Origin of the sequence: Streptomyces sp. NPDC058469, assembly GCF_042721125.1 — a bacterium.
In the GTDB taxonomy this organism is placed as follows: Bacteria; Actinomycetota; Actinomycetes; order Streptomycetales; family Streptomycetaceae; genus Streptomyces.
The window spans coordinates 19,641-43,138 of the sequence record NZ_JBHXME010000090.1; the positions used below are offsets into that span (position 1 = coordinate 19,641).

The 23,498-nt window shown below is 70.0% G+C and carries 17 protein-coding genes; 13 read left to right on the plus strand and 4 right to left on the minus strand.

Going from position 1 to position 23,498, the window contains the following annotated elements; all coding sequences use genetic code 11:
• The first annotated feature begins 13 nt into the window (after nt 1-13).
• Nucleotides 14-1,774: a DAK2 domain-containing protein gene (locus tag ACFWP5_RS31610; RefSeq protein WP_384164156.1), complete on the plus strand. Its 1,761-nt coding sequence runs from the start codon at nt 14-16 to the stop codon at nt 1,772-1,774.
• 13 nt (nt 1,775-1,787) lie between these two features.
• Here ACFWP5_RS31610 and ACFWP5_RS31615 read toward each other — a convergent pair whose 3' ends face one another.
• Nucleotides 1,788-4,739, minus strand: a complete 2,952-nt coding sequence (locus ACFWP5_RS31615; RefSeq protein ID WP_384164118.1) for a tetratricopeptide repeat protein — start codon at nt 4,737-4,739, stop codon at nt 1,788-1,790.
• A complete protein-coding gene (locus ACFWP5_RS31620) occupies nt 4,739-6,565 on the minus strand; it encodes an HSP90 family protein (RefSeq protein ID WP_384164121.1) in 1,827 nt (608 codons plus the stop codon). The genes ACFWP5_RS31615 and ACFWP5_RS31620 overlap by 1 nt, the downstream gene beginning before the upstream one ends.
• 168 nt (nt 6,566-6,733) lie before the next feature.
• On the opposite strand from ACFWP5_RS31620, the gene ACFWP5_RS31625 reads away from it, so the two are divergent.
• The 8 genes from ACFWP5_RS31625 (at nt 6,734) to mutM (ending at nt 15,096) form a co-directional block, all read left to right on the plus strand.
• Nucleotides 6,734-9,955, plus strand: a complete 3,222-nt coding sequence (locus ACFWP5_RS31625) for a helicase-related protein (RefSeq protein WP_384164124.1) — start codon at nt 6,734-6,736, stop codon at nt 9,953-9,955.
• A gap of 43 nt (nt 9,956-9,998) precedes the next feature.
• A complete protein-coding gene (gene rsmD / locus ACFWP5_RS31630; protein ID WP_384164127.1) occupies nt 9,999-10,622 on the plus strand; it encodes a 16S rRNA (guanine(966)-N(2))-methyltransferase RsmD in 624 nt (207 codons plus the stop codon).
• Between the two features lie 26 nt (nt 10,623-10,648).
• Nucleotides 10,649-11,128, plus strand: a complete 480-nt coding sequence (gene coaD / locus ACFWP5_RS31635; protein ID WP_384164159.1) for a pantetheine-phosphate adenylyltransferase — start codon at nt 10,649-10,651, stop codon at nt 11,126-11,128.
• 99 nt (nt 11,129-11,227) lie between these two features.
• Nucleotides 11,228-12,319 (plus strand): ATP synthase F0 subunit B, encoded by a 1,092-nt coding sequence (locus ACFWP5_RS31640; RefSeq protein WP_384164130.1) that lies wholly within the window; start codon nt 11,228-11,230, stop codon nt 12,317-12,319.
• A gap of 153 nt (nt 12,320-12,472) precedes the next feature.
• A complete protein-coding gene (locus ACFWP5_RS31645; protein ID WP_384164162.1) occupies nt 12,473-13,126 on the plus strand; it encodes a YceD family protein in 654 nt (217 codons plus the stop codon).
• A gap of 2 nt (nt 13,127-13,128) precedes the next feature.
• Nucleotides 13,129-13,302 (plus strand): 50S ribosomal protein L32, encoded by a 174-nt coding sequence (gene rpmF, locus ACFWP5_RS31650; RefSeq protein ID WP_015657589.1) that lies wholly within the window; start codon nt 13,129-13,131, stop codon nt 13,300-13,302.
• A gap of 19 nt (nt 13,303-13,321) precedes the next feature.
• On the plus strand, nt 13,322-14,161 hold the full coding sequence (gene rnc / locus ACFWP5_RS31655; RefSeq protein WP_384164133.1) for a ribonuclease III: 840 nt from the start codon (nt 13,322-13,324) through the stop codon (nt 14,159-14,161).
• Nucleotides 14,162-14,241: 80 nt separating this feature from the next.
• A complete protein-coding gene (gene mutM / locus ACFWP5_RS31660) occupies nt 14,242-15,096 on the plus strand; it encodes a bifunctional DNA-formamidopyrimidine glycosylase/DNA-(apurinic or apyrimidinic site) lyase (RefSeq protein WP_384164136.1) in 855 nt (284 codons plus the stop codon).
• Here the strand turns inward: mutM and ACFWP5_RS31665 are convergent.
• Both ACFWP5_RS31665 and ACFWP5_RS31670 read right to left on the minus strand, forming a co-directional pair.
• On the minus strand, nt 15,093-15,494 hold the full coding sequence (locus ACFWP5_RS31665; protein WP_384164139.1) for a winged helix-turn-helix transcriptional regulator: 402 nt from the start codon (nt 15,492-15,494) through the stop codon (nt 15,093-15,095). The genes mutM and ACFWP5_RS31665 overlap by 4 nt on opposite strands.
• 109 nt (nt 15,495-15,603) lie before the next feature.
• Complete coding sequence (locus tag ACFWP5_RS31670) at nt 15,604-16,875, minus strand: CAP domain-containing protein (RefSeq protein ID WP_384164143.1); 1,272 nt, start codon at nt 16,873-16,875, stop codon at nt 15,604-15,606.
• Between the two features lie 155 nt (nt 16,876-17,030).
• Between ACFWP5_RS31670 and ACFWP5_RS31675 the strand changes: the two genes are divergently transcribed.
• The 4 genes from ACFWP5_RS31675 (at nt 17,031) to ACFWP5_RS31690 (ending at nt 23,400) form a co-directional block, all read left to right on the plus strand.
• Nucleotides 17,031-17,312, plus strand: coding sequence for an acylphosphatase (locus tag ACFWP5_RS31675; RefSeq protein ID WP_384164146.1), 282 nt, complete (start codon nt 17,031-17,033; stop codon nt 17,310-17,312).
• Between the two features lie 393 nt (nt 17,313-17,705).
• Nucleotides 17,706-17,906, plus strand: coding sequence for a hypothetical protein (locus ACFWP5_RS31680; protein ID WP_365306919.1), 201 nt, complete (start codon nt 17,706-17,708; stop codon nt 17,904-17,906).
• A 218-nt stretch (nt 17,907-18,124) separates the two neighbouring features.
• The gene (gene smc, locus ACFWP5_RS31685) at nt 18,125-21,730 is read left to right on the plus strand and encodes a chromosome segregation protein SMC (protein ID WP_384164151.1); all 3,606 of its coding nucleotides are present in this window, start codon (nt 18,125-18,127) and stop codon (nt 21,728-21,730) included.
• 248 nt (nt 21,731-21,978) lie between these two features.
• Nucleotides 21,979-23,400 (plus strand): sugar porter family MFS transporter, encoded by a 1,422-nt coding sequence (locus ACFWP5_RS31690; protein WP_384164154.1) that lies wholly within the window; start codon nt 21,979-21,981, stop codon nt 23,398-23,400.
• The last annotated feature ends 98 nt before the right edge of the window (nt 23,401-23,498 follow it).

A 23,498-nucleotide genomic window follows, 5' to 3' on the forward strand; every position in this document is an offset into this window, starting at 1 on the left:
CAAGGAGGCGCAGGTGCCGCAGGTGCCGCAGACATTCTTCGATGCTCTCGCGGTGCGCACCTGGTGCGGTCTCGCGCTGCGGGCGCTGGGGCGTGCGCGCGAGGAGATCGACGCGATCAACGTGTACCCGGTGGCCGACGGGGACACCGGCACCAACCTCTACCTGACCATGGAGTCCGCCGTCGCCGCGGTCGAGGCGGTGTTCGCCGGACACGGCACCCTGACCGAGCAGAAGCCGCCGCTGGCCGACGCCGTCCGCGCGATGGCCCACGGGGCGCTCATCGGGGCGCGTGGCAACTCCGGGACGATCCTCGCTCAGCTGCTGCGGGGCATGGCCCAGGTCCTCGCCGCCGACGGTGAGACGGCTCACACGGACGGGGAAGGGCTACGGCTCGCCCTGCGCCGCGCGGCCGACTCCGCCCGGCACGCGGTGGCCCACCCCGTCGAGGGCACCGTCCTCTCGGTCGCCTCGGCGGCGGCGGACGCGGCCGACCACACCGACGGCGACTGCGGGACCGTGGCCCGGGCCGCCTACGAGGGAGCGTGCGCGGCGCTCGCCGCGACCCCGGGGCAACTGGCTGTCCTGGAGCGCGCGGGAGTCGTCGACGCGGGCGGGCGGGGGCTGGTGGCGGTGCTGGCCGCGCTGGTGGAGACGTTCACGGGGGAGGTGCCGGTTTTCGGGGCGCACGCACGCGTGGCTGTTGATGTGACGCATGACGTGACGCACGCACGCGTGGAGGCCGTTTTCGCTTCCGGCTCCCTTGATGTGCCTTCCGGTGCTCATGACGTCCCTTCCGATGCCACCGACGTCACCCTCTGCGAGGACGGTCCGGAAGCTGTCCAGGAGGGTGGCCCGGCCTTCGAGGTGATCTACCTCCTGGAGGCCGACGACTCGGCCGTGACGCGGCTGCGGGAGCGGCTGGACGCCCTCGGTGACTCGCTCGTCGTGGTCGGCGGTGACGGCCTGTGGAACGTCCACGTGCACGTGGACGACGCGGGCGCCGCCGTGGAAGCGGGCGTCGAGGCCGGCCGGCCCCACCGGATCCGGATCACCCACTTCGGGCTCGGCGACGTCCACACCACCGGCGCCGAACGGCCGCCCAGGGAGCGCGCGCAGCGGGCCGTCGTCGCCGTGGTGCCGGGTGAGGGCCTTGCGGGGCTCTACGGCGAGGCCGGCGCGACCACCGTGCTCGCGCGCCCCGGGGAGCCGCCTGCCAGTGGGGAGCTGGTCGCGGCCGTACGTCGGGCACACGCGCGTGAGGTCGTGCTGCTGCCCAATGACGCGGAGCTGCGCCACACCGCCGCTGCCGCCGCCGAGCAGGCCCGGGCCGAGGGCATCCGGGTCGCGCTGATCCCGACGCGCTCCGCGGTCCAGGGGATCGCCGCGCTCGCCGTGCACGAGCCGGAGCGCCGCTTCGACGAGGACGTCGTCTCGATGACCTCGGCGGCGGGTGCGACCCGCTACGCCGAGGTCGCCGTCGCCGAACGACAGTCCTGGACCATGGCCGGCATCTGCCAGGCCGGGGACGTCCTGGGGCTCGTCGACGGCGACGTGGCGGTGATCGGCGCCGACGTCACGGCCACCGCCCGGGCCGTCCTCGACCGCATGCTCGCGGCCGGCGGCGAACTGGTCACGCTCGTCCTCGGCGACGAGGCGCCCGCGAGCGTCGCCGACATCCTGGAGATCCACGTCCGTGAGTCGTACCTCGCGGTCGACACGGTGGTGTACCGGGGCGGCCGGCAGGGTGCCCTGTTGCTCATCGGCGTGGAGTAGGCGTCAACTTCCCCTACTTCTCCGTCTGTTCCTCCATCAGCTGGAGCAGTTGCTCCGCCTCGGCGCGACGGGCCCGTACCGTCTCGTCGCCGTCGTCTGCGCCCTCGTAGGCCTTCAGCACGCCACGCGCGCGTGCCGCCGCGTCGACGGGGCGGCTGAGGTCGGCCTCCAGCCAGCCCGCGGCGAGTTCGGCGCCGGTGCGGGTGTGCACCGCGCCCTCCCCGAGGGCGGCGAACACGGTGACCGACTCCGCGGTCTGCGTCAGGGCGTCCTCGAACGCGCCCTGGATCGCGGTGTCCTCGGCCTCCTCGGCGACGGAACGGGCCAGCAGCTCGCCGAACTGCCGGTGCGTGTGGCCGAGTTCACCGGTGAGCCGCTGCCGCGCCTCCTGGTCGTCCGTCACGAGCAGCGCGGCCTCGCACTCCTCGATCGCGCCCGCCATCAGCTCCCGCGCGCGGTCCAGCCCCCGGTCCGCCCGGTCCGCGCGCAGCGCCAGCCACGCGCGGGCGCGCAGCGAGCGGACGAGCCCGTGCACGTTCCCCAGGGACCGCCACAGGTCGCCCGCGCGCTCGTACGCCTGGTCCGCCTCGGCGGGCAGCTCCGCGTGGCCCAGCGACTCGGCGGCGAGGTGGGCGAGCGTCGCGTGGTCGTTCTGCTCGGGCCAGTGCCGGGCGATCTCGGCCGCCTGCAACCGCCGTTCGGCCGCCGCCCGGTGCTCGCCCAGCTCGCTCAGACAGTCACCGAGCCACCACTGCGTCTGGACGATCGCGCCGTCGCCGTGCGTCTCGGCGCTCAGGTCGGGCAGCGCCGACTCCAGCACCTCGGCGGCCTCGGCCCACCGCCCCTGGCGCAGCAGGAAGCCGCCGAGCTGGTGCCGCGCCCAGGCGCCCAGCGTCGGGCCCTCGCCCGCCTCGTCGGACCAGTGAGCGGCCTCCAGGGCGTGCTCAGCGGCCTCCTCGGACCGTCCCCGGCCGCCGAGCACCTCGGCGAGCTGGAGATGCAGCTGAGCCCGTCCAGGGGCCTCCAGATAGGGCCCACCGTGCTCCAGGGCCGCCCGCAGCGCCCGCTCCGCCTCGGTGACGTCGCCGAGGTGATGGGCGAGCCCGGCCAGCCGGGCCTCGTACTCCACCGCGAACCACGGCAGCCCCGCGACCACGAACGCCGTCGACGCCTTCGAGAACAGCCGGACGGCCGTCTCCACGTCCCCGGCCCGCACCGCGAGCTCGGCGAGCATCGCCTGACCCTCGGCGCCCCGCGCGGCCAGCCGGACATCGTCCCCGGTGTGTCCCTCGACCAGGGCCAGCACCTCCCGGACGGCGGCCTCGGCGGCGGCCAGGGCCTCGCCACTGGGTGCGTCGGCGGGGGAGCCGTCGGGGGATTCCCCGTGGACCCTCCGCATCAGGATGCGCGCCCGGCTCATCAGCACGGCCGCCGTCTGCCGTACGCCGGTGCCGTCCTCGGAGTACAGGGCGAGCACCCCGTCGTACGGCTCGGCGATCGCCGCGAGGGCCTCGTCGATCTCGCCCGTGAGAGCGCGTACGTACGCTCCACGCGCGCGTGCCGCCCACGCCTCCCCGGGGTCGCCCGCCTCGGCGAACAACTCGGCCGCGCGCTCGAAGAGGGCTATGCCCTCGGGGCCCCGGTCCATCGCCTGGTGGTCGGCGATCTCGGCGCGGTCGCGGGCGGCCAGTTCGACGCCCTCGGCGGCCCGGGAGACCGCCAACCAGGCCTCCACGGCGTGCGGTTGGAGCGTGTCCGACAGCCGCCGCGCCTCCGTGAGCAGCACGGAAAGGTCCTTCTCCGGGGCCGGTTCGGGTGCCGTGGTCGTCACCGGTGCCGCGGCCGGCCGGCCCGCCGAGCGCACTCCCAGGGGCAGCCGTTCCACCAGCGGCCGCTGGTCCATGCGCGCGCGTGCCCGGTCGCCGACGTGGGTCGTGCCGTTGCGCCCGTCGAAGCGGGCGGCCAGGGCGAGGGTCTCCGCGCGCGCGTGGACGGCGAGTTCGCGTGCCGTCCAGGCACGGCCGGCCGGTCCCGGTACCTGCTGGTCCCCGACGCCCAGCTCGGTCAGGCGGTCCATCAGCAGGGTCACCACGGACAGGAAGTCCAGCCCGCTGCGCGGGTTCCCGGAGTCCGTGAAGTACGCCGGACGCTCCGCGAGCAGCTCCAGACCGCGCGCCTCGTTGCCGCTCAGCGCGCAGAACTCCACATGGTCCGCGTAGGCGCCCCGCATGCTCTCCATGGGCCGTACGAGACGGAAACCCCGCAGGTGATGGGCGCGCGCCTCGTCGGCCCGCCCCAGGCGCAGCAGCGGGGCCAGGGAGGACGCGAGGACGGTGTGCGGCTCGTGGGCGCAGGTGAACTCGCCCTCCAGGACCGGGCCCCACAGATCGAGCGCGTCGGCGTAGCGCTCCCGCTGCACCTGCCACTCGCCCTGGGTGTGCAGCTCGCACGCGTGGCAGTCGGCCATGGTGTCCCGGTCGGCGGCCAGCCACGCGGCGTACGCCCGCTCGGCCCGCGCCAGGTCGCCGACGTGCGAGGCGACGCTGAACTCGGCGCTGCGGACGGCCCGTTCGGAGTGCCCGGCCAGCCGGTAGCGGTGCTCCATCTCGCCGAGCCACTTCTCGATCGACGCGAGCGGGATGTGCGGCTGGCCGAGCATGCCGGACGACATCCACTTGAAGACCCAGTGCAGCGAGTGGACCTCGTACTCGTCGAAGTCCTCGGGCCGCTCGTCCCACATGCGCAGCAGTCGCGCGAAGGGGACGAACATCTTGTCCTTCTCGGAGCTGTAGTTGTAGACCTTCAGCTGGTGTCCGAGCGCCTCGATGACGGCGAGCGGGACGTCCAGCTTCTCGGCCTCGCCGAGCAGCTGCTCCGCGCGCGCGTTGCGGGCCGGTCCCTCCGGCTCCTCGGAGTTCTCCGCCATCGCCCGGCGCAGCGCGTCGAAGTCCGTGATCCCTGTCATCAGTGGTCGCCCTCCCCGTGTGTGGCCCACTCCAGGAGGCCGATGAACGCCCGGTTCAGCAGTGCCGAATCGGCGGGGCGCAGTGGTCGCTGCGCCATCAGGAGTGCCTGCCCGTAGAGCGACTCCGTGGCCGTCCCGATCAGGTCCCGGTCCCTCAGCGAACTGATCCGCCGGATCAGCGGGTTGAGGTGGTTGAGGACGAGACGCGCGCGGGGAGCGCTGCCCCGCAGCGAGCCCAGGATGCCCGCCCACAGGTCGTCGGCCTGCTCCTCGGCCTCCGCGCGGGCCTGCTCGTGCCGGGCGGACCGGTCGTCCAGGTGCAGCGCGGGCACCGACAGCGGATGGAAGGCCCGCAGGACGACATCGCAGCCCAGGGGGTCCAGCTTGGCCCGCGCGGCGGCCAGGAAGTCCGCCAGGGCAAGCTCCTCGGCCGGGTCGACCGAGTCCAGGTGCGCGGTCACGGTGTCCGAGTCCAGCTCGGCGACCACCGTCCCCGGGCGCACCGACGGCAGCGCCTCGACCAGCTCGCCGTCGTAGGTGTAACCGCCGTTGATCACCCCGATGCCCTGCGCCGACGCGATCGGGGCGACCTGCCGGTACTCCTCGACGGTCCGCGTGAAGTGCACCACCGGGTGGCGCTGCGCGAACTCCTCCAGGGACACCCGTCCGTCGGTCGTCTCGAACGGGAGCCACGGCAGCATCGTGCGCAGCATCTCCTTGTCGTGCCGCGCCAGGGACTTCACCCCCAGGTGGTGCACCGACAGGAACGCGGCCAGCCGCTCCGGATCACCCGCCGCGAGCCCGGTCAGCCAGGCCCGGATCCGCTCCCCGAGCGCCTCCCGTACGGCGGCCAGCGTCTCGTCCTCGTACAGCGACTCGCGCGACGCCGTGGGCCGCAGACTGTCCGTGTCCAGCACACAGCGCACGAAGAACGCCCAGTCGGGCAACAGCTGTTCGGCCCGCTCGGTCAGCAACATGCCCTTGAGATGCACCCGGTGACTCGCCCGCTGCGCCGGACTCACGGCGCCGGGAAGGACGTAGGCGACTCCCCGGATCCCCGCGAGCGGCACCGACAGGTCGATCGAGTCCAACGGCGTGAACCCGAACAGCTCGTGGCAGTGCCGGGCCAGCGCCACCCTCCGGGTGCTGGGACTCGGGTACGACCGGTCCCAGGGCGCGGGCAGATCGGTGATCGCCTCACCGTCCACCCGCACGTCGTACGGCAGCAGCGCCCCGAAATCCCGCGCCAGCGCGAGGACCCGCTCCTTGGTGAGCCACTCGCCGGCGCCCGCGCGCGCCACCAGGTGCACGGTGGTGCCCGGTTCGGGGTGCTCGCTGTCGGGCAGGGTCCGCACGGTGTACGAGCCGTCGTCGGTCGCCGTCCACTCCACGGGCGGTGCGTCGGGCGTACGGGCGCTGCGGCTGACGACCCGGATCCGCTCGGCGACCACGAAACAGGCGAGCAGCCCGATGCCGAACTGCCCGAGGAAGTCGGAGCGGACCTCCTGGAGCCCGTCGGCGCGCTTGGAGCTACGGCCGATGGTCGCCAGCAGGTTGTGCACGTCCGCCTCGGTGAGACCGACGCCGGAGTCCTCGACGCGCAGGGTGCCGCCGTCGGCGTACAGCCGCACCAGGGCAGGGCAGTCGAGCTGCTCGGCCCGGCGGGCGGTGATCGCGTCCACGGCGTTCTGCAGCAGCTCGCGCAGATAGACCTTGGGGCTCGAGTAGAGGTGATGGGAGAGCAGGTCCACCAGACCGCGCAGGTCGACCTGGAACGTGTGAGGTGACTGGGATGCCTGGGATGACTGTGAGGTCTGGGAGTCCATCGTCGCAGCGCCGAGGTGGGGGAGGTGCGATCGGCGCGGGGTCGGGCGGTCCCTGTGAGGCGGTGACCGCGGGGGGATGGCCGGAGCGCGTCATCCTAGAGCCCGAACGACCCGCCTGACCAGGGGTTTCGCAAGACGTATACGGCATTGTCAGTGGCGTGGTGTGCAATGGATCTCGTGCCCGCACTGGAAGAACCACTGAAAAAGGTGCTCGGCCCCGCCACCGCGAAGGTGATGGCCGAGCATCTCGGCCTGCACACAGTGGGCGACCTCCTGCACCACTACCCGCGCCGGTACGAGGAGCGGGGCCAGCTCACGCACCTCGCCGACCTGCCGATGGACGAGCACGTCACCGTGGTCGCCCAGGTCGCCGACGCCCGCCTGCACACCTTCGCGTCCAGCAAGGCCCCCCGGGGCAAGGGCCAGCGTCTCGAAGTCACGATCACGGACGGCAGCGGCCGACTCCAACTCGTCTTCTTCGGCTCGGGAGTTCACAAACCCCACAAGGAACTGCTGCCGGGCACACGCGCGATGTTCGCCGGCAAGGTCTCCGTCTTCAACCGCCGGCTCCAACTCGCTCATCCGGCATACGAGTTGCTGAAGGGCGACGCCGAGGAGACCGTGGAGACCTGGGCGGGCACCCTGATCCCCATCTACCCCGCCACCGCCAAACTGGAGTCCTGGAAGATCGGCAAGGCCCTCCAGACGGCGCTGCCCAGTGCCCAGGAGGCCGTCGACCCCCTCCCGGACTCCCTCCGCGAGGGCCGCGGCCTGATCGCCCTCCCGGAAGCCCTCCTCAAGATCCACCGCCCCCACACCAAGGCGGACATCGCCGCAGCCCGCGACCGCCTCAAGTGGGACGAGGCCTTCGTCCTCCAAGTCGCCCTGGCGCGCCGCCGCCACGCGGACGCCCAACTCCCGGCGGTAGCCCGCAAACCGTCCCCCGACGGCCTCCTCTCCGCCTTCGACGACAGGCTCCCGTTCACCCTCACGGACGGCCAGGTGAAGGTCTCCAAGGAGATCTTCGACGACCTGGCGACGGAACATCCGATGCACCGACTGCTGCAGGGGGAGGTCGGATCGGGCAAGGCCCAGCCGCTCGACTCGCTCGTACTCACACCCGCCGGGTTCTGCCCTATGGGTGATCTGAAGGTGGGGGACGAGGTTGTTGTGCCGGATGGCGAGATCGCGCTGATCGACGGGGTCTTCCCTCAGGGAGAGCGTGAGGTTTGGCGCTTGGTCCTTTCTGACGGAAGCCATGTGGAGTGCGACGACGAACATCTTTGGATCGTCGGCACGAGCTGCGGGTGGCACCGGGGACAGGCTCCCAAAGTCATGACGACCAGGGAGATCCGGCTGGACACGTTCAAGGCCAACGGATCTTCGAAGTGGTATCTCCCGGCGGCTGCCCCGGTCGATCTCGGAGACGACTGTGGACTGCCTCTCGATCCCTACCTCTTCGGGCTTCTTCTGGGAGATGGCTCATTCCGGCACAACCTGCGGTTTTCCACGATCGACGACGAGATTCGTGATGCCGTGGCGACAGCTGTGGCCCCTGAGTGCCAAGTGGTCCCGGTGAAGGGTTCCCGTTGTGACTTCACCATTCAGCTTGTCCAACGGGCCGGAGGCGTCCGCAACCCCGTGATCCAGACCCTGCGTGGTCTGAATCTTTGGGGTGTTACGTCGCACGGCAAGTTCGTTCCTGACGAGTTCAAGAACACATCGATCAAGAATCGCCTTGCTCTGCTGCAAGGACTGATGGATACGGATGGCACCGTCGACGCGAACGGCTTCAGCATCTCGCTCTGTTCCGCCTCGCTCAGACTGGCGAACGACGCTGCGTGGCTGGTGCGTTCACTCGGCGGACGAGCGCGCGTCCTGCCGAAGAAGGCGGCCTTCAACGTGTACGTGTCCCTGCCTGATGAATACGCTCCGTTCAGGCTGGCCCGCAAGGCTGGACGCGTAAGGACCAGGCCGAAATACAACACGTTCCGCCGCGGAATCCGAGCAGTTGAGTACGTCGGACGTAAGCCTGTCCAGTGCATCAGCGTCGCGCACCCCAGCCACGCCTACGTCACCGACAACTTCACAGTGACCCACAACACCATGGTCGCCCTCCGCGCCATGCTCGCCGTCGTCGACGCGGGCGGTCAGGCCGCGATGCTCGCGCCCACCGAAGTGCTCGCGCAGCAGCATCACCGGTCGATCACCGAGATGATGGGGGAGTTGGCCGAGGGCGGGATGCTGGGCGGGGCCGAGCGGGCCACCAAGGTCACGCTGCTCACCGGCTCCATGGGGACGGCCGGCCGGCGCCAGGCCCTCCTCGACCTCGTCACCGGCGAGGCCGGGATCGTGATCGGCACGCACGCGTTGATCGAGGACAAGGTCCAGTTCCACGACCTGGGCCTGGTCGTGGTCGACGAACAGCACCGCTTCGGCGTCGAACAGCGCGACGCCCTGCGGAGCAAGGGCAAGCAACCCCCGCACCTCCTCGTCATGACCGCCACCCCCATCCCGCGCACGGTCGCCATGACGGTCTTCGGTGACCTGGAGACCTCGGTCCTGGACCAACTCCCGGCAGGCCGCTCGCCCATCGCCAGCCATGTCGTCCCCGCCGCCGACAAACCCCACTTCCTGGCCCGCGCCTGGGAGCGGGTCCGCGAGGAGGTGGGCAACGGCCATCAGGCGTACGTCGTCTGCCCACGCATCGGCGACGAGGACGACGACCCCAAGAAGGCCGGCAAGAAGAAGTCCGCCGAGGACGAGGCGGAGAAGCGCCCACCGCTGGCCGTCCTGGACATCGCCGCGCAGCTCGCCGAGGGCCCCCTCCACGGGCTGAGGATCGAGGTGCTGCACGGCCGTATGCACCCCGACGACAAGGACGCCGTGATGCGCCGCTTCGCCGCCGGGGACACGGACGTCCTGGTCGCCACGACGGTCATCGAGGTCGGTGTCAACGTGCCCAACGCCACAGCGATGGTGATCATGGACGCGGACCGCTTCGGCGTCTCCCAGCTCCACCAGCTCCGCGGCCGGGTAGGCCGCGGCTCGGCTGCCGGCCTCTGCCTCCTGGTCTCCGAGATGCCCGAGGCCAGCCCGGCCCGCCAACGCCTCAACGCCGTCGCCTCCACCCTCGACGGCTTCGAACTCTCCCGCATCGACCTCGAACAGCGCAGAGAGGGCGACGTACTGGGCCAGGCCCAGTCGGGCGCCCGCACCTCCCTGCGGGTGCTGTCGGTCATCGAGGACGAGGAGGTCATCGCGGAGGCGAGGGAGGAGGCGACGAAGGTGGTGGAGTCCGATCCTGAACTGGAGCGTCTGCCGGGCCTTCGCACAGCCCTGGACGCCCTACTGGATGAGGAGAGAGAGCAGTACTTGGAAAAGGGCTAGCGGTGACACCCCAGGGGCGCGGGGAACTGCGCGACCAGCCACAATGAAACCTGAAGCCGCTCACCACCAAGGACCCCAGATGACCCGCGTGATCGCCGGCGAAGCCGGCGGACGTCGACTCGCCGTCCCGGCAGGGACCGGCACCCGCCCCACCTCCGACCGCGCACGCGAGGGCCTCTTCTCCACCTGGCAGTCCCTCCTCGGCGCCCCCCTGAACGGCGAACGAGTCCTCGACCTCTACGCAGGCTCAGGCGCCATCGGCCTCGAAGCCCTCTCCCGCGGCGCGAGCCACACCCTCCTCGTCGAGGCCGACCCGAAGGCCGCCCGCGTCATCAGGGAGAACGTCAAGAACATCGGTCTCCCCGGCGCGGAGGTCAGGGCGGGCAAAGCGGAACAGATCGTCAGGACACCGGCGCCGGCGGAGCCGTACGACATCGTGTTTCTGGACCCGCCGTACGCCGTCACGGACGACGATCTTCGCGAGATTCTGCTCACACTCCGGACAGAAGGGTGGCTCGCGGACGACGCGCTCGTCACCGTGGAGCGCAGCACCAGAGGCGGCGAATTCGGGTGGCCGGACGGCTTCGACGCGATCCGGGCCCGGCGCTACGGCGAGGGGACCTTTTGGTACGGTCGCGCCGCCTCTACGTGCGAAGACGCACGATGACCGGACCGGAGAGCGAGGGAACTCAGTTGCGCCGCGCCGTTTGTCCGGGGTCGTTCGACCCCATCACCAATGGACACCTCGACATCATCGCCCGTGCCTCCAGGCTGTACGACGTCGTGCACGTCGTAGTGATGATCAACCAGTCGAAGAAGGGCATGTTCACCGTCGACGAGCGGATCGAGCTGATCGGCGAGGTCACCGCCGAGTTCGGCAACGTCCAGGTCGAGGCGTACCACGGCCTGCTCGTCGACTTCTGCAAGCAGCGCGACATCCCGGCCATCGTCAAGGGCCTGCGCGCGGTCAGCGACTTCGACTACGAACTGCAGATGGCCCAGATGAACAACGGGCTGTCGGGCGTCGAAACCCTGTTCATCCCGACCAGCCCCACCTACAGCTTCCTGTCGTCCTCGCTGGTCAAGGAGGTCGCGCAGTGGGGCGGCGACATCTCCCACCTGGTGCCGGCCATCGTCCTGGAAGCGCTCCACGAGCGGCTCGGCCAGAGCTGAGGGACTGACAGTGCGTCACCCGGTGTCGGGCGGGGCGGGAGGGGTCGTACAGTCGACCCGTCCGTCTCCAACACGTCGGTAGAGAGTGGCGAGCACACGGTGGACGTGCAGAAGAAGCTCGACGAGATCGTCTCCTCGGTCTCCAGCGCCCGGTCCATGCCCATGTCGGCCTCGTGCGTGGTCAACCGCGCCGAGCTGCTCACGCTGCTCGAAGAGGTGCGCGCGGCGCTGCCGGACTCGCTGGCCGAGGCGCAGGAGCTGATCGGCGGCCGGCACGAGATGGTCGAGCAGGCCCGCCAGGAGGCCGAGCGGATCATCCAGACCGCGCACGCCGAGCGCGGCTCGCTGATCTCCGACACCGAGGTCGCCCGCCGCTCGCAGAACGAGGCGGACCGCATCCTCGCCGAGGCCCGCCAGGAGGCCGAGGAGGTCCGCGCGGAGGCCGACGACTACGTCGACTCCAAGCTCGCCAACTTCGAGGTCGTCCTCACCAAGACCCTCGGCTCGGTCGGCCGGGGCCGCGAGAAGCTGCTCGGCACCGGGCCCGGCATCGACGACCAGGGCTACGAGGACGAGGACGCCCCCGAGCGCAGCCACGACCCGGAGATCCTGCGCCGCGACGCCGACGCGTACGTGGACGTCAAGCTCGGCGCCTTCGAGGCCGTTCTCGCCAAGACCCTGGAAGCCGTAGGGAAGGGCCGGCAGAAGCTGCACGGCCGGATCGCCAGCGACGATCTCGGCGCCCTCTCCCTCGACGACGACGGCAACCAGGTCCAGCACACCAGCGACGCCGACTACCTCGCCGACCTCGCGACCGTCACGGACACCCCCGTCTCGGCCACCCCGCTCCAGCCCGAGCAGCAGGACTACGCCCCGCAGGCGGCCTACGACTACCAGCAGACCGCCCAGCAGCAGGACCCGTACGGCTACCAGCAGCAGGGTTACGTCCAGCAGCAGGACCCCTACGGGTACCAGCAGGTCGACCCCTACGCCTACCAGGGCTACGACACCGGCCAGCAGCCCGTGTACGACCCGAACCAGATGCAGCAGGCCCAGCTCGACCAGCAGGCGCAGCAGGGCCAGCAGTCCCAGCAGCAGGGCTACGCGCTCGACGAGACCAGCCTCTTCGACACCGGCATGATCAGCGCGGAGCAGCTGCGGGCGTACGAGCAGGGCCGCGGACTGCAGTAATCCGGGCCGGTGGCCGAGAGCGCACACCGGATTGGGCCGAGAGCGAAAGGTCCAGTATCCTGGCTCTTCGGTCGCGTGTACGTCCGCGATCACCGCTGCCCGGAAGCACCGAAGGGCAGCGTCCCCTTGAGCTCAGCAGACCGAAAGACAGGGATGGCTCTGAACGCCCGCCTCGACCACCGCAACCCTCTCGTGTTCGACACTCACGAGCTGGGTCGGCGTCCTGGTGCGCTGCAGCGCCTGAACCGTTCGATCGACGCTCCCAAGGATCTCGGGATCCAGGGAGTCATCGGAGTGCCGGAAGGCGCCCCGATGGAGCTCGACCTCCGCCTTGAGTCGGTCATGGAAGGGGTGCTTGTCACAGGCACCGCCCGTGCACTGGCCAAGGGGGAGTGCGTAAGGTGTCTGGAGCCGCTCGAGCTGTCACTCGAAGCGGAATTCCAGGAGATGTTCTCGTACCCTGACGCCGACGACCGTGGCCGTGTGAAAGCGGAACCGGTCGACGACGCCGCGGAAGACGAGGACAGGCTCTTCATCGAGGACGGCCTGTTCGACCTCGAACCCGTGCTGCGCGATGCGGTGGTGCTCGCACTGCCGATGCAGCCGGTGTGCCAGGACGACTGTCTGGGCCTGTGCTCCGAATGCGGAGTACGGCTCACGGACGACCCGGACCACCACCATGACGCCGTCGACATCCGTTGGGCGGCACTGCAGGGACTCGCCGGTTCACTCGAAGACGGCGAGAAGGACGAGATCAGTGGCGCAGCGCCCCGACCGGCGCGCGCCAACGAGAAGCAGGAGAAGTAGCCGTGGCTGTTCCGAAGCGGAAGATGTCGCGCAGCAACACGCGCCACCGCCGGTCGCAGTGGAAGGCTGCGGTCACCCCTCTGGTTGCGTGCGAGCGCTGCCACGAGCCCAAGCAGCAGCACATCGCGTGCCCTTCTTGCGGCACGTACAACAAGCGCCAGGTCCTCGAGGTCTGAGCGGCTGGTGAGAGGCTCCATGTCTGACGTCAAGGCGGACTCAGTCGCCAAGAACCAGGCGGACACGGCCTCGTCCCCCACGCTGTTGGAAGGGCGGCTCGGGTATCACCTCGAGTCCGCCCTTCTGGTGCGTGCGCTGACCCACCGTTCGTACGCGTACGAGAACGGCGGTCTGCCGACGAACGAGCGGCTGGAGTTCCTCGGGGACTCCGTGCTCGGCCTCGTCGTCACGGACACGCTGTACACGACCCACCCCGACCTGCCCGAAGGCCAACTGGCCAAGCTGCGGGCCGCGGTGGTCAATTCTCGTGCGTTGGCGGAGGTCAGTCGCGGTCTGGAACTCGGCTCCTTCATCCGGCTGGGCCGGGGCGAAGAGGGCACGGGAGGCCGGGACAAGGCGTCCATCCTCGCCGACACCCTGGAAGCGGTGATCGGCGCGGTCTATCTCGACCAGGGCCTCGACGCGGCCTCCGAACTGGTACATCGCCTGTTCGACCCGCTCATCGAGAAGTCCTCGAACCTCGGTGCCGGCCTGGACTGGAAGACCAGTCTCCAGGAGCTCACCGCGACCGAGGGGCTCGGTGTCCCCGAGTACCTGGTCACGGAGACCGGCCCCGATCACGAGAAGACCTTCACTGCTGCCGCCCGCGTCGGAGGCGTCTCGTACGGCACCGGCACCGGCCGCAGCAAGAAGGAGGCGGAGCAGCAGGCCGCCGAGTCCGCCTGGCGGTCCATCCGGGCCGACGCGGACGAGCGAGCCGAGAAGGCGAAGAAGGCGGCCGAACAGACCGTCGAGATCGCCGAGGCCGCTGAGCAGCCTGCCGAGGGAAGCGCCGACACGTCGTCGGCGTCCGCCTGACCGAACCAGCGCGACCCGAGCGCCCGTCCCCACCGAGGGGCGGGCGCTCGGTTCATTCACCCGTGTCCACAGGGGATGCCATGCCCGAGTTGCCCGAGGTCGAAGTCGTACGGCGCGGTCTGGAGCGGTGGGTCGCCCAGCGCACCGTCGCCGACGCCGAGGTACTGCATCCGCGTGCGGTACGGCGTCATGTCGCCGGTGCCGACGACTTCGCGCACCGGCTCAAGGGGCATCGGATCGGCACCCCGAGCCGTCGCGGCAAGTACCTGTGGCTGCCGCTGGAGGACACCCATCAGGCGGTGCTCGCGCACCTCGGGATGAGCGGTCAACTCCTGGTCCAGCCGCACGAGTTGCCCGACGAGAAGCATCTGCGCATCCGGGTCCGGTTCGCCGACGGCCTAGGTACGGAACTCCGCTTCGTCGACCAACGCACCTTCGGCGGGCTGTCGTTGCACGACACCACCCCGGACGGGCTGCCGGACGTCATCGCGCACATCGCGCGTGACCCCCTGGACCCGTTGTTCGACCACGAGTTGTTCCACCAGTCCCTGCGCCGCAAGCGCACGACCGTCAAACGGGCCCTGCTCGACCAGTCGTTGATCAGCGGAGTCGGCAACATCTATGCGGACGAGGCCCTTTGGCGGGCCCGCGTCCACTACGAACGCCCGACCGCGAGCTTCACGCGCCCGCGCACCGCCGAACTCCTGGGCCACGTACGGGATGTGATGAACGCGGCCCTCGCCGTGGGCGGCACCAGTTTCGACAGCCTGTACGTCAACGTGAACGGGGAGTCGGGCTACTTCGACCGCTCGCTCGACGCGTACGGCCGCGAGGGTCTGCCGTGCCGGCGCTGCGGTACGCCGATGAGCCGGCGGGCGTGGATGAACCGGTCGAGCTACTTCTGCCCGAAGTGTCAGCGGGCGCCGCGGGTCTAGAGGCCGCCGCGCGTCTCGTCGTAGCGCGTGCGGGCCGCGAGGACGTCGTCCATGCGGGACTCCACGAAGTCGACGAGCCCCTTGAGACGTTCGGCGACCCCGTGTCCGAGCGGGGTCAACTCGTAGTCCACGCGGGGCGGGTTGGTCGGCTGGGCCTCGCGGTGGACCAGGCCGTCGCGCTCCAGGGCGTGCAGGGTCTGCGAGAGCATTTTCTCGCTCACGCCGTCGACGCGGCGCCGAAGTTCGTTGAAGCGCAGCGAGCCCTCGTGCAGCGCGCACAGGGTGAGCCCGCCCCAGCGGCCCGTGATGTGCTCCAGGGTGCCTCGGGAGGGGCAGGCCTTCGCGAAGACGCTGTACGGGAAGTTCTGCTCCTCCGTACGCTCCTGGGTCGTGTCCATGTCGCCAGCGTACGCGAACGCAGCGCTAACCGACAGGGAGCACTAACCAATGGTTAGTGCTCCCTGTCAGTATCGGCTTCTGTCGGCTTCGGCTTCTGTGGGCTTTGGCCTAGTACCCGAAGTCCTGCGTCCACCAGGGGCCGCCGGTGCCGAGGTGCACACCGACGCCCAGGGTCTTGAAGTCGCAGTTCAGGATGTTGGCCTTGTGGCCGGGGCTGTTCATCCAGGCGTCCATGACCGCGGCCGCGTCGGCCTGGCCGCGGGCGATGTTCTCGCCGCCGAGGTTGGTGATGCCGAGCTTCTCCGCCCGGTCCCACGGGGTGGCCCCGTCGGGGTCGGTGTGGTCGAAGAAGTCCTCGGTGGCCATCTGCGTGCTGAAGCTCTCGGCCAGTTCGGTCAGCGAGCTGTTGGCGGCCACCGGGCTGCAGCCGACGATCGTCCGCTGCTCGTTGACGAGCTTGAGTACCTCGGCCTCGGCGGCGGCCTCTGCGGAGACCGTCACCGGCGCGGCGGCGGACTGCGTGGGCGTCGGGGTGGGCTTCTTCGCCGAGGGAGTCGTGGTCGGCTTCTCGGTCGGGGTGGCCACCGGCTTCTTCGGCGGGGCCTTGGTGGCGGGCGCGGTGGCGGACTTGGTCGGAGCCGCCGACGGGGAGGCCGCGCGGTTCGCGTCGCGGCTCGTGGACGAGCCGTCGTCGCGGGACTCGGCGCTGCCGGAGGTACCGCCCTGCTCGGTCGCCGTGTTGGACGGCGAGCCGGCGGCCTGCACCTTGTCCGAGCCGCCGCCACCGCCGAGCTTGTAGTTGTCCAGCCCCGGCATCGCGCCCGCGGCGACCGCGACCGTGCCGATGGCGACCGCGGCGGAGACACCGAGCAGGCCCGACTTGACCGTCACGCTCTTGCGCTTACGACGGCGTCCGCGGCCCGGGCGTGAGCCGTCGCCCCGGGACGAGGTGGCGCCCGTCGCCTCGGGGAAGACCACGGCGTAGTCCTCCTCGGTGGCGAAGAGATAGGCCTCGCTCTTCCGGCGGGAGTCGGCCTTGAGGCGGGTCTCCGCCTTCAGGCGGGCTTCGCTCTTCGGCGGGACCTCGTGGTTCGCGCGGCCCTCGTGGACCCCGTGGTCCGTGGGGGCCTGGCGGTTCGCGTGGGTCTGGTGGTTCGGGTGGAACTCGGCGGGGCCCTCCGGGTGGAGATAGGGCGCCATGCCGATCGTCGAGCCGTCGGCCGGGTTCCAGTCGGAGTGGTCGTTCCGGTCGGACCGGTCGTTCCAGTCGTACGAGTCATGCGGGTCGTAGCCGCTCGTGTATGAGCCGTGCGTCTCTGTGACCCCCGTGGCGCGGCTCGTGGCGGCGCGGCCGGCGGCGGAGCGTCGGTGGCGTCCCATGTCCTTGCCTTTCGTCCTTGCGGTCAACTCGTCCGTGCGGTGACCCAGCTCACTCGATCGAGTGAGTTTCATATGAGATTCATTGGGGCGGACGGTACCGCATGGCGGGAGGGGAGCAAGTGCCCAGAGAGACATTGGCCGGTTAGGTTGCAGCCATGAGCGAGGATGTGCGGATGGTCGCCTGGGTGCGAGGGCGTGTGCAAGGTGTGGGTTTTCGGTGGTTTACCCGTGCCAAGGCTCTGGAGATCGGCGGCCTGAGTGGTTTTGCTCTCAATTTGGGCGACGGACGCGTCCAAGTGGTCGCGGAGGGATCGCGTGGGGGCTGCGAAGGACTCCTCGACTGGCTCCAGGGGCACGACACGCCCGGGCGCGTTGATGGTGTGACCGAGATCTGGGACACACCTCGCGGCGGCTACGACGGCTTCGCGATCCGCTGAGCACAATCTGCGAAACGGTGTAAAGCAGCCCTGGCGGAAGCGGAGGGACATGCCACCGGCAGCTGCCCACAGCAGAAATGACCTGGTGGTTGCCAAGAACGGCTCGCTCTGGCAGGCTCCGCACCTAAGGATGATCGCCACACCCAGCGAGGCCCCGCAGGAGTCGCAGCGCTGCCCGGTAAGGGTCGCGTGCCCCCGGGATGCCCGCCAATACGGGGCGTGATCGTGTTGACCGTCAAACTTTTTGGTGAGACTCTGAAAGCCCCGCGCACCTTAGCTGTTTGGCATGGAAGAACAGCAGAGCAACACCCAAGTTTGTCAAGCACCGCGGGTGCGATTCCCTCACGACCCACACCGCTTCGGTCGGTCACTCAGTGTGGAGGACCATCCATCATGGCAAAGGCGCTTCTCGGTTACGTCGGCGGCTCCGACCCGCGACTCCTATCCGAGATGCGACGGCTCCAGCAGCGCGTCCAAGACCTGGAATCCGAGCTCGTTCGGATCCAGGAAGAGAACGACGCGCTGACGGCTGCCGCAACTCACGATTCGCTTCTCGAGCTCGACGCACGCCAGGCGGAGCCCGCGCTCACCTGATCACTGCGACGCACCACATGACAAGCAGTGGTTGGGCGGCCAGCATCAACCGCTAAGTTGTCAGAGTTTGCAAGGGACGCTTCGGCGTCCCTTCTTTCTTTCCCCCGCCTGCCTCCACCCTCTTTAACGTTTGGTGTGCCCTGCACGTTCAAGGGCGAAACCGCGGGGAACCGGACGTTCATGGAGAGAGCGAGCGGCGGAAGGTAGAGTCCAGCGGCGTGCACCTCAAGGCCCTGACCCTGCGGGGGTTCAAGTCGTTCGCCTCGGCGACCACGCTCCGGTTCGAGCCGGGGATCACGTGCGTCGTCGGTCCGAACGGCTCGGGCAAGTCCAATGTCGTGGACGCGCTCAGCTGGGTCATGGGCGAACAGGGCGCCAAGTCGCTGCGCGGCGGCAAGATGGAGGACGTCATCTTCGCCGGCACCACCGGCCGCCCCCCGCTGGGCCGCGCCGAGGTGTCCCTGACCATCGACAACTCCGACGGGGCGCTGCCCATCGAGTACGCCGAGGTCACCATCACGCGGATCATGTTCCGCAACGGCGGCAGCGAGTACCAGATCAACGGCGACACGTGTCGCCTCCTCGACATCCAGGAACTCCTCTCCGACTCCGGCATCGGCCGCGAGATGCACGTCATCGTCGGCCAGGGCCAGCTCGACTCCGTGCTCCACGCCGACCCCATGGGCCGCCGCGCCTTCATCGAGGAGGCGGCCGGAGTCCTCAAACACCGCAAGCGCAAGGAGAAGGCGCTGCGGAAACTGGACGCGATGCAGGCCAACCTCGCGCGCGTGCAGGACCTGACGGACGAACTCCGCCGACAGCTCAAGCCCCTGGGCCGCCAGGCCGCGGTCGCCCGCCGCGCCGCCGTCATCCAGGCGGACCTCCGCGACGCCCGCCTCCGGCTCCTCGCCGACGATCTCGTACGACTGCGCCAGGCGCTGAACACCGAGATCGCCGACGAGGCCGCGCTGAAGGGACGCAAGGAGGCCGCCGAACTGGAGTTGCGCAAGGCGCTCCAGCGCGAAGGCCTCCTGGAGGACGAGGTACGGCAGCTCACGCCGCGTCTCCAGCGTGCCCAGCAGACCTGGTACGAGCTGTCCCAGCTGGCCGAGCGGGTGCGCGGCACGATCTCGCTGGCCGACGCCCGCGTGAAGAGCGCGACGTCGGCGCCGCCGGAGGAACGGCGGGGGCGTGACCCCGAGGACATGGAGCGCGAGGCCGCCCGGATCCGCGAGCAGGAGGCCGAGTTGGAAGCGGCCCTGGAGGCGGCCGAGCACGCGCTGGAGGACACGGTCGCCCACCGCTCCGAACTGGAACGCGAACTGACCGCCGAGGAACGGCGGTTGAAGGACGTCGCCCGTTCCATCGCCGACCGCCGCGAGGGCCTCGCCCGGCTCAACGGCCAGGTCAACGCGGCCCGTTCACGCGCGGCCTCCGCCCAGGCCGAGATCGACCGCCTCGCCTCCGCCCGCGACGAGGCCCAGGAACGAGCGGTCACCGCGCAGGAGGAGTACGAGGTCCTCCAGGCCGAGGTCGACGGCCTGGACGCCGGCGACGCGGAACTCTCCGAGCGGCACGAGGAGGGCAGGCGACAACTGGCCGAGGCGGAGGCCGCGCTGACGGCAGCCCGGGAGGCGGCCACGGCGGTGGAACGCAGGCGGGCCGCCACGCAGGCCCGCCACGAGGCGCTGGCACTGGGCCTGCGCCGCAAGGACGGCACGGGGATACTGCTCGGCGCACGGGACAGGCTCACCGGAGTCCTGGGGCCGGCGGCGGAACTGCTGACGGTGACCCCGGGGCACGAGGTCGCCCTGGCGGCAGCCTTCGGCGCGGCGGCGGACGCGATCGCGGTGACCACACCGTCCTCGGCGGCGGACGCGATCCGCTTGCTGCGCAAGCAGGATGGGGGCAGGGCGGCGCTGCTGCTGGCAGGAGGCCCGGACGATGCGTCGCCGGCCACTGAGGTGCCCCAAAGGGGCGCGGGGAACGGCGCGCTCAGCCAGAACGAACCCGCGGACAACCGACGACGTCCTGCAGTCGATCTGGTCCGCAGCCCCTCGGAACTCATGCCCGCCGTTCGACGTCTCCTGCACAACATCATCATCGTCGACACCCTCGAAGCCGCCGAGGAACTCGTATACAGGCACCCCGAGTTGACAGCAGTGACCGCCGAAGGCGACCTCCTGGGCGCCCACTTCGCCCACGGCGGCTCCGCCGGCGCCCCCAGCCTCCTCGAAGTCCAGGCCTCCGTGGACGAAGCCGCCGCCGAGCTCGAAGAACTGGCCGTGCGCTGCGAGGAGTTGGCCGGAGCGCAGCAGGCCGCAGGAGAGCGGCGCAAGGAATGTGCCGCGCTGGTCGAGGAGTTGGGGGAGCGGCGCCGGGCCGCCGAGCGCGAGAAGTCGGCCGTGGCACAGCAGTTGGGACGGCTGGCCGGGCAGGCGCGCGGGGCCGCAGGCGAGGCCGAACGGTCCGCCGCTGCCGCCGCACGGGCGCAGGAGGCGCTCGACAAGGCCGTAGAAGAGGCTGAAGTACTGGCCGAACGGCTGGCCGTGGCCGAGGAGATGCCGGTCGAGGAGGAGCCCGACACCTCCGTGCGGGATCGGTTGGCCGCTGATGGGGCCAATGCCCGGCAGACCGAGATGGAGGCCCGGCTTCAGGTTCGTACGCATGAGGAGCGGGTCAAGGGGCTTGCCGGGCGGGCCGATTCGCTGGATCGGGGGGCCAGGGCCGAGCGTGAGGCACGCGCGCGTGCGGAGCAGCGGTTGGCGCGGCTGCGGCATGAGGCCGGTGTGGCGGAGGCGGTCGCCTTCGGGGCGCGGCAACTGCTCGCGCACGTCGAGGTGTCACTGAGCCGGGCCGACGAGGAGCGCACCGCCGCCGATGCCGCCAAGGCGCGCCGCGAGCAGGAGCTGACCGCCGCCCGTAACCAGGGGCGCGACCTCAAGGGCGAGCTCGACAAGCTCACCGACTCGGTGCACCGCGGTGAGGTGCTCGGTGCCGAGAAGCGGATGCGGATCGAGCAGCTGGAGACCAAGGCGCTGGAGGAGCTGGGCGTCGAGCCGGCCGGGCTGGTCGACGAGTACGGCCCCCACCAGCTCGTGCCGCCCTCGCTCGCCGCCGAGGGCGAGGTGCTCCCGGACGACCCGGAGGACCCGCGCAACCAGCCCCGTACGTTCCACCGCGCCGAGCAGGAGAAGCGCCTCAGGTCGGCCGAACGGGCGTACCAGCAGCTAGGGAAGGTGAACCCGCTCGCGCTGGAGGAGTTCGCGGCGCTGGAGGAGCGGCACAAGTTCCTCAGTGAGCAGCTGGAGGACCTGAAGAAGACCCGCGCCGACCTGCTTCAAGTGGTGAAGGAGGTCGACGAGCGCGTCGAGCAGGTCTTCACCGAGGCGTACCGGGACACGGCCCTGCAGTTCGAGGGTGTCTTCAGCCGGCTGTTCCCGGGTGGCGAGGGGCGGCTGATCCTGACCGATCCCGGCAACATGCTCACCACGGGCGTCGACGTCGAGGCCCGTCCCCCGGGCAAGAAGGTCAAGCGGCTCTCCCTGCTCTCCGGCGGCGAGCGCTCGCTGACCGCCGTAGCGCTGCTGGTGTCGATCTTCAAGGCACGGCCCAGCCCGTTCTATGTGATGGACGAGGTCGAGGCGGCGCTCGACGACACCAACCTCCAGCGGCTGATCCGGATCATGCAGGAGCTGCAGGAGGCCTCGCAGTTGATCGTGATCACCCATCAGAAGCGCACGATGGAGGTCGCCGACGCGCTGTACGGCGTCTCCATGCAGGGCGACGGTGTGTCGAAGGTCATCTCGCAGCGACTGCGCTAGCCGGACGGCGGTACGTGGTGGCTACACCGGTCTCTACCTGCACTTCTTGAATCCTTCAACTCTTGAACATAAACCCACCCTCTTGTGCCCTTAAATTCACAGCTACCCGGCTGTTGACTTCGAAACATGAAGGAATAGTCTCTGCAACGTTGTTCTTACCTTCAAGTGGTGGGCGGCTGAAAGCTGTGAGCCACTGGAAGGGTCGCCCCCCACACCGGCGACGTTGCCGGTGGCCCGAGGAGTTACACGTGACCAGCACTGCGCAGGCACCTCAGTCAGGAGCCGGGTCGGCTCATCCCGAATATCTCGCGCACGTCATCTTCATCGCGGCGGCGGCCGCGATGGGCGGCTTCCTCTTCGGCTACGACAGTTCCGTGATCAACGGTGCCGTGGAGGCGATCCGCGACCGCTACGACGTGGGCTCCACGGTCCTGGCGCAGGTCATCGCCATCGCCCTGATCGGCTGTGCCATCGGCGCGGCGACCGCCGGCCGGATAGCCGACCGGATCGGCCGTATCCGCTGTATGCAGATCTCCGCCGTGCTGTTCACCGTCAGCGCCGTCGGTTCGGCGCTGCCCTTCGCGCTGTGGGACCTCGCTTTCTGGCGGGTCATCGGCGGCTTCGCCATCGGCATGGCCTCCGTCATCGGCCCCGCCTACATCGCCGAGGTCTCCCCGCCCGCCTACCGCGGCCGGCTCGGCTCCTTCCAGCAGGCCGCCATCGTCATCGGCATCGCGATCTCGCAGCTGGTCAACTGGGGTCTGCTGAACGCCGCCGACGGCGACCAGCGCGGCAAGCTCATGGGCATCGAGGCCTGGCAGGTCATGCTCGGCGTCATGGTGATCCCGGCCATCCTCTACGGCCTGCTCTCCTTCGCGATCCCCGAGTCCCCGCGCTTCCTGATCTCCGCGGGCAAGCTGAGCCGCGCGCACGACGTGCTGCGCGAGGTCGAGGGCGACGAGGTCGACCTGGACGCCCGGGTCGCCGAGATCGAGCACGCGATGAAGAGCGAGCACAAGTCGACCTTCAAGGACCTGCTCGGCGGTGGCGGCTTCTTCTTCAGGCCGATCGTCTGGGTCGGCATCGGTCTCTCGGCCTTCCAGCAGCTCGTCGGCATCAACGTCGCGTTCTACTACTCCTCGACGCTGTGGCAGTCCGTCGGCGTCGACCCCACGGAGTCGTTCTTCTACTCCTTCACGACGTCGATCGTGAACATCATCGGCACCGTGATCGCCATGATCTTCGTGGACCGCATCGGCCGTAAGCCGCTGGCCCTCATCGGCTCGGTCGGCATGGTCGTCGGTCTCGCGCTGGAGGCCTGGGCCTTCTCCTACCACCTCGTCGACGGCAAGCTGCCCTCCGCGCAGGGCTGGACCGCGCTGATCGCGGCCCACGTGTTCGTCCTCTTCTTCGCCCTCTCCTGGGGTGTCGTGGTCTGGGTCTTCCTCGGCGAGATGTTCCCGAACCGGATCCGCGCCGCCGCCCTGGGTGTGGCCGCCTCCGCGCAGTGGATCGCCAACTGGGCCATCACCGCGAGCTTCCCGTCGCTGGCCGACTGGAACCTCTCCGCGACCTACGTGATCTACACGGTCTTCGCCGCGCTCTCCATCCCGTTCGTCCTGAAGTTCGTGAAGGAGACGAAGGGCAAGAAGCTGGAGGAGATGGGCTGACCGGGCCCTCCCCCTGAACTCGGGGAGACGGGCTCAAGCCCCCGCCGCCCGTCTCCCCGAAACCCACCGCCGCCCCCGGCACGGCCACTGTCCGTGCC

Excerpts from the sequence above, each read along its gene's own strand:
- ACFWP5_RS31620 (WP_384164121.1), bottom strand. The coding sequence starts at position 6,565 with ATGGACTCCCAGACCTCACAGTCATCCCAGGCATCCCAGTCACCTCAC.
- rsmD (WP_384164127.1), top strand. The coding sequence starts at position 9,999 with ATGAAACCTGAAGCCGCTCACCACCAAGGACCCCAGATGACCCGCGTG.
- ACFWP5_RS31665 (WP_384164139.1), bottom strand. The coding sequence starts at position 15,494 with ATGGACACGACCCAGGAGCGTACGGAGGAGCAGAACTTCCCGTACAGC.
- ACFWP5_RS31645 (WP_384164162.1), top strand. The coding sequence starts at position 12,473 with ATGGCTCTGAACGCCCGCCTCGACCACCGCAACCCTCTCGTGTTCGAC.
- rnc (WP_384164133.1), top strand. The coding sequence starts at position 13,322 with ATGTCTGACGTCAAGGCGGACTCAGTCGCCAAGAACCAGGCGGACACG.
- ACFWP5_RS31670 (WP_384164143.1), bottom strand. The coding sequence starts at position 16,875 with ATGGGACGCCACCGACGCTCCGCCGCCGGCCGCGCCGCCACGAGCCGC.
- ACFWP5_RS31680 (WP_365306919.1), top strand. The coding sequence starts at position 17,706 with ATGGCAAAGGCGCTTCTCGGTTACGTCGGCGGCTCCGACCCGCGACTC.
- ACFWP5_RS31675 (WP_384164146.1), top strand. The coding sequence starts at position 17,031 with ATGAGCGAGGATGTGCGGATGGTCGCCTGGGTGCGAGGGCGTGTGCAA.
- mutM (WP_384164136.1), top strand. The coding sequence starts at position 14,242 with ATGCCCGAGTTGCCCGAGGTCGAAGTCGTACGGCGCGGTCTGGAGCGG.
- ACFWP5_RS31625 (WP_384164124.1), top strand. The coding sequence starts at position 6,734 with ATGGATCTCGTGCCCGCACTGGAAGAACCACTGAAAAAGGTGCTCGGC.
- ACFWP5_RS31615 (WP_384164118.1), bottom strand. The coding sequence starts at position 4,739 with ATGACAGGGATCACGGACTTCGACGCGCTGCGCCGGGCGATGGCGGAG.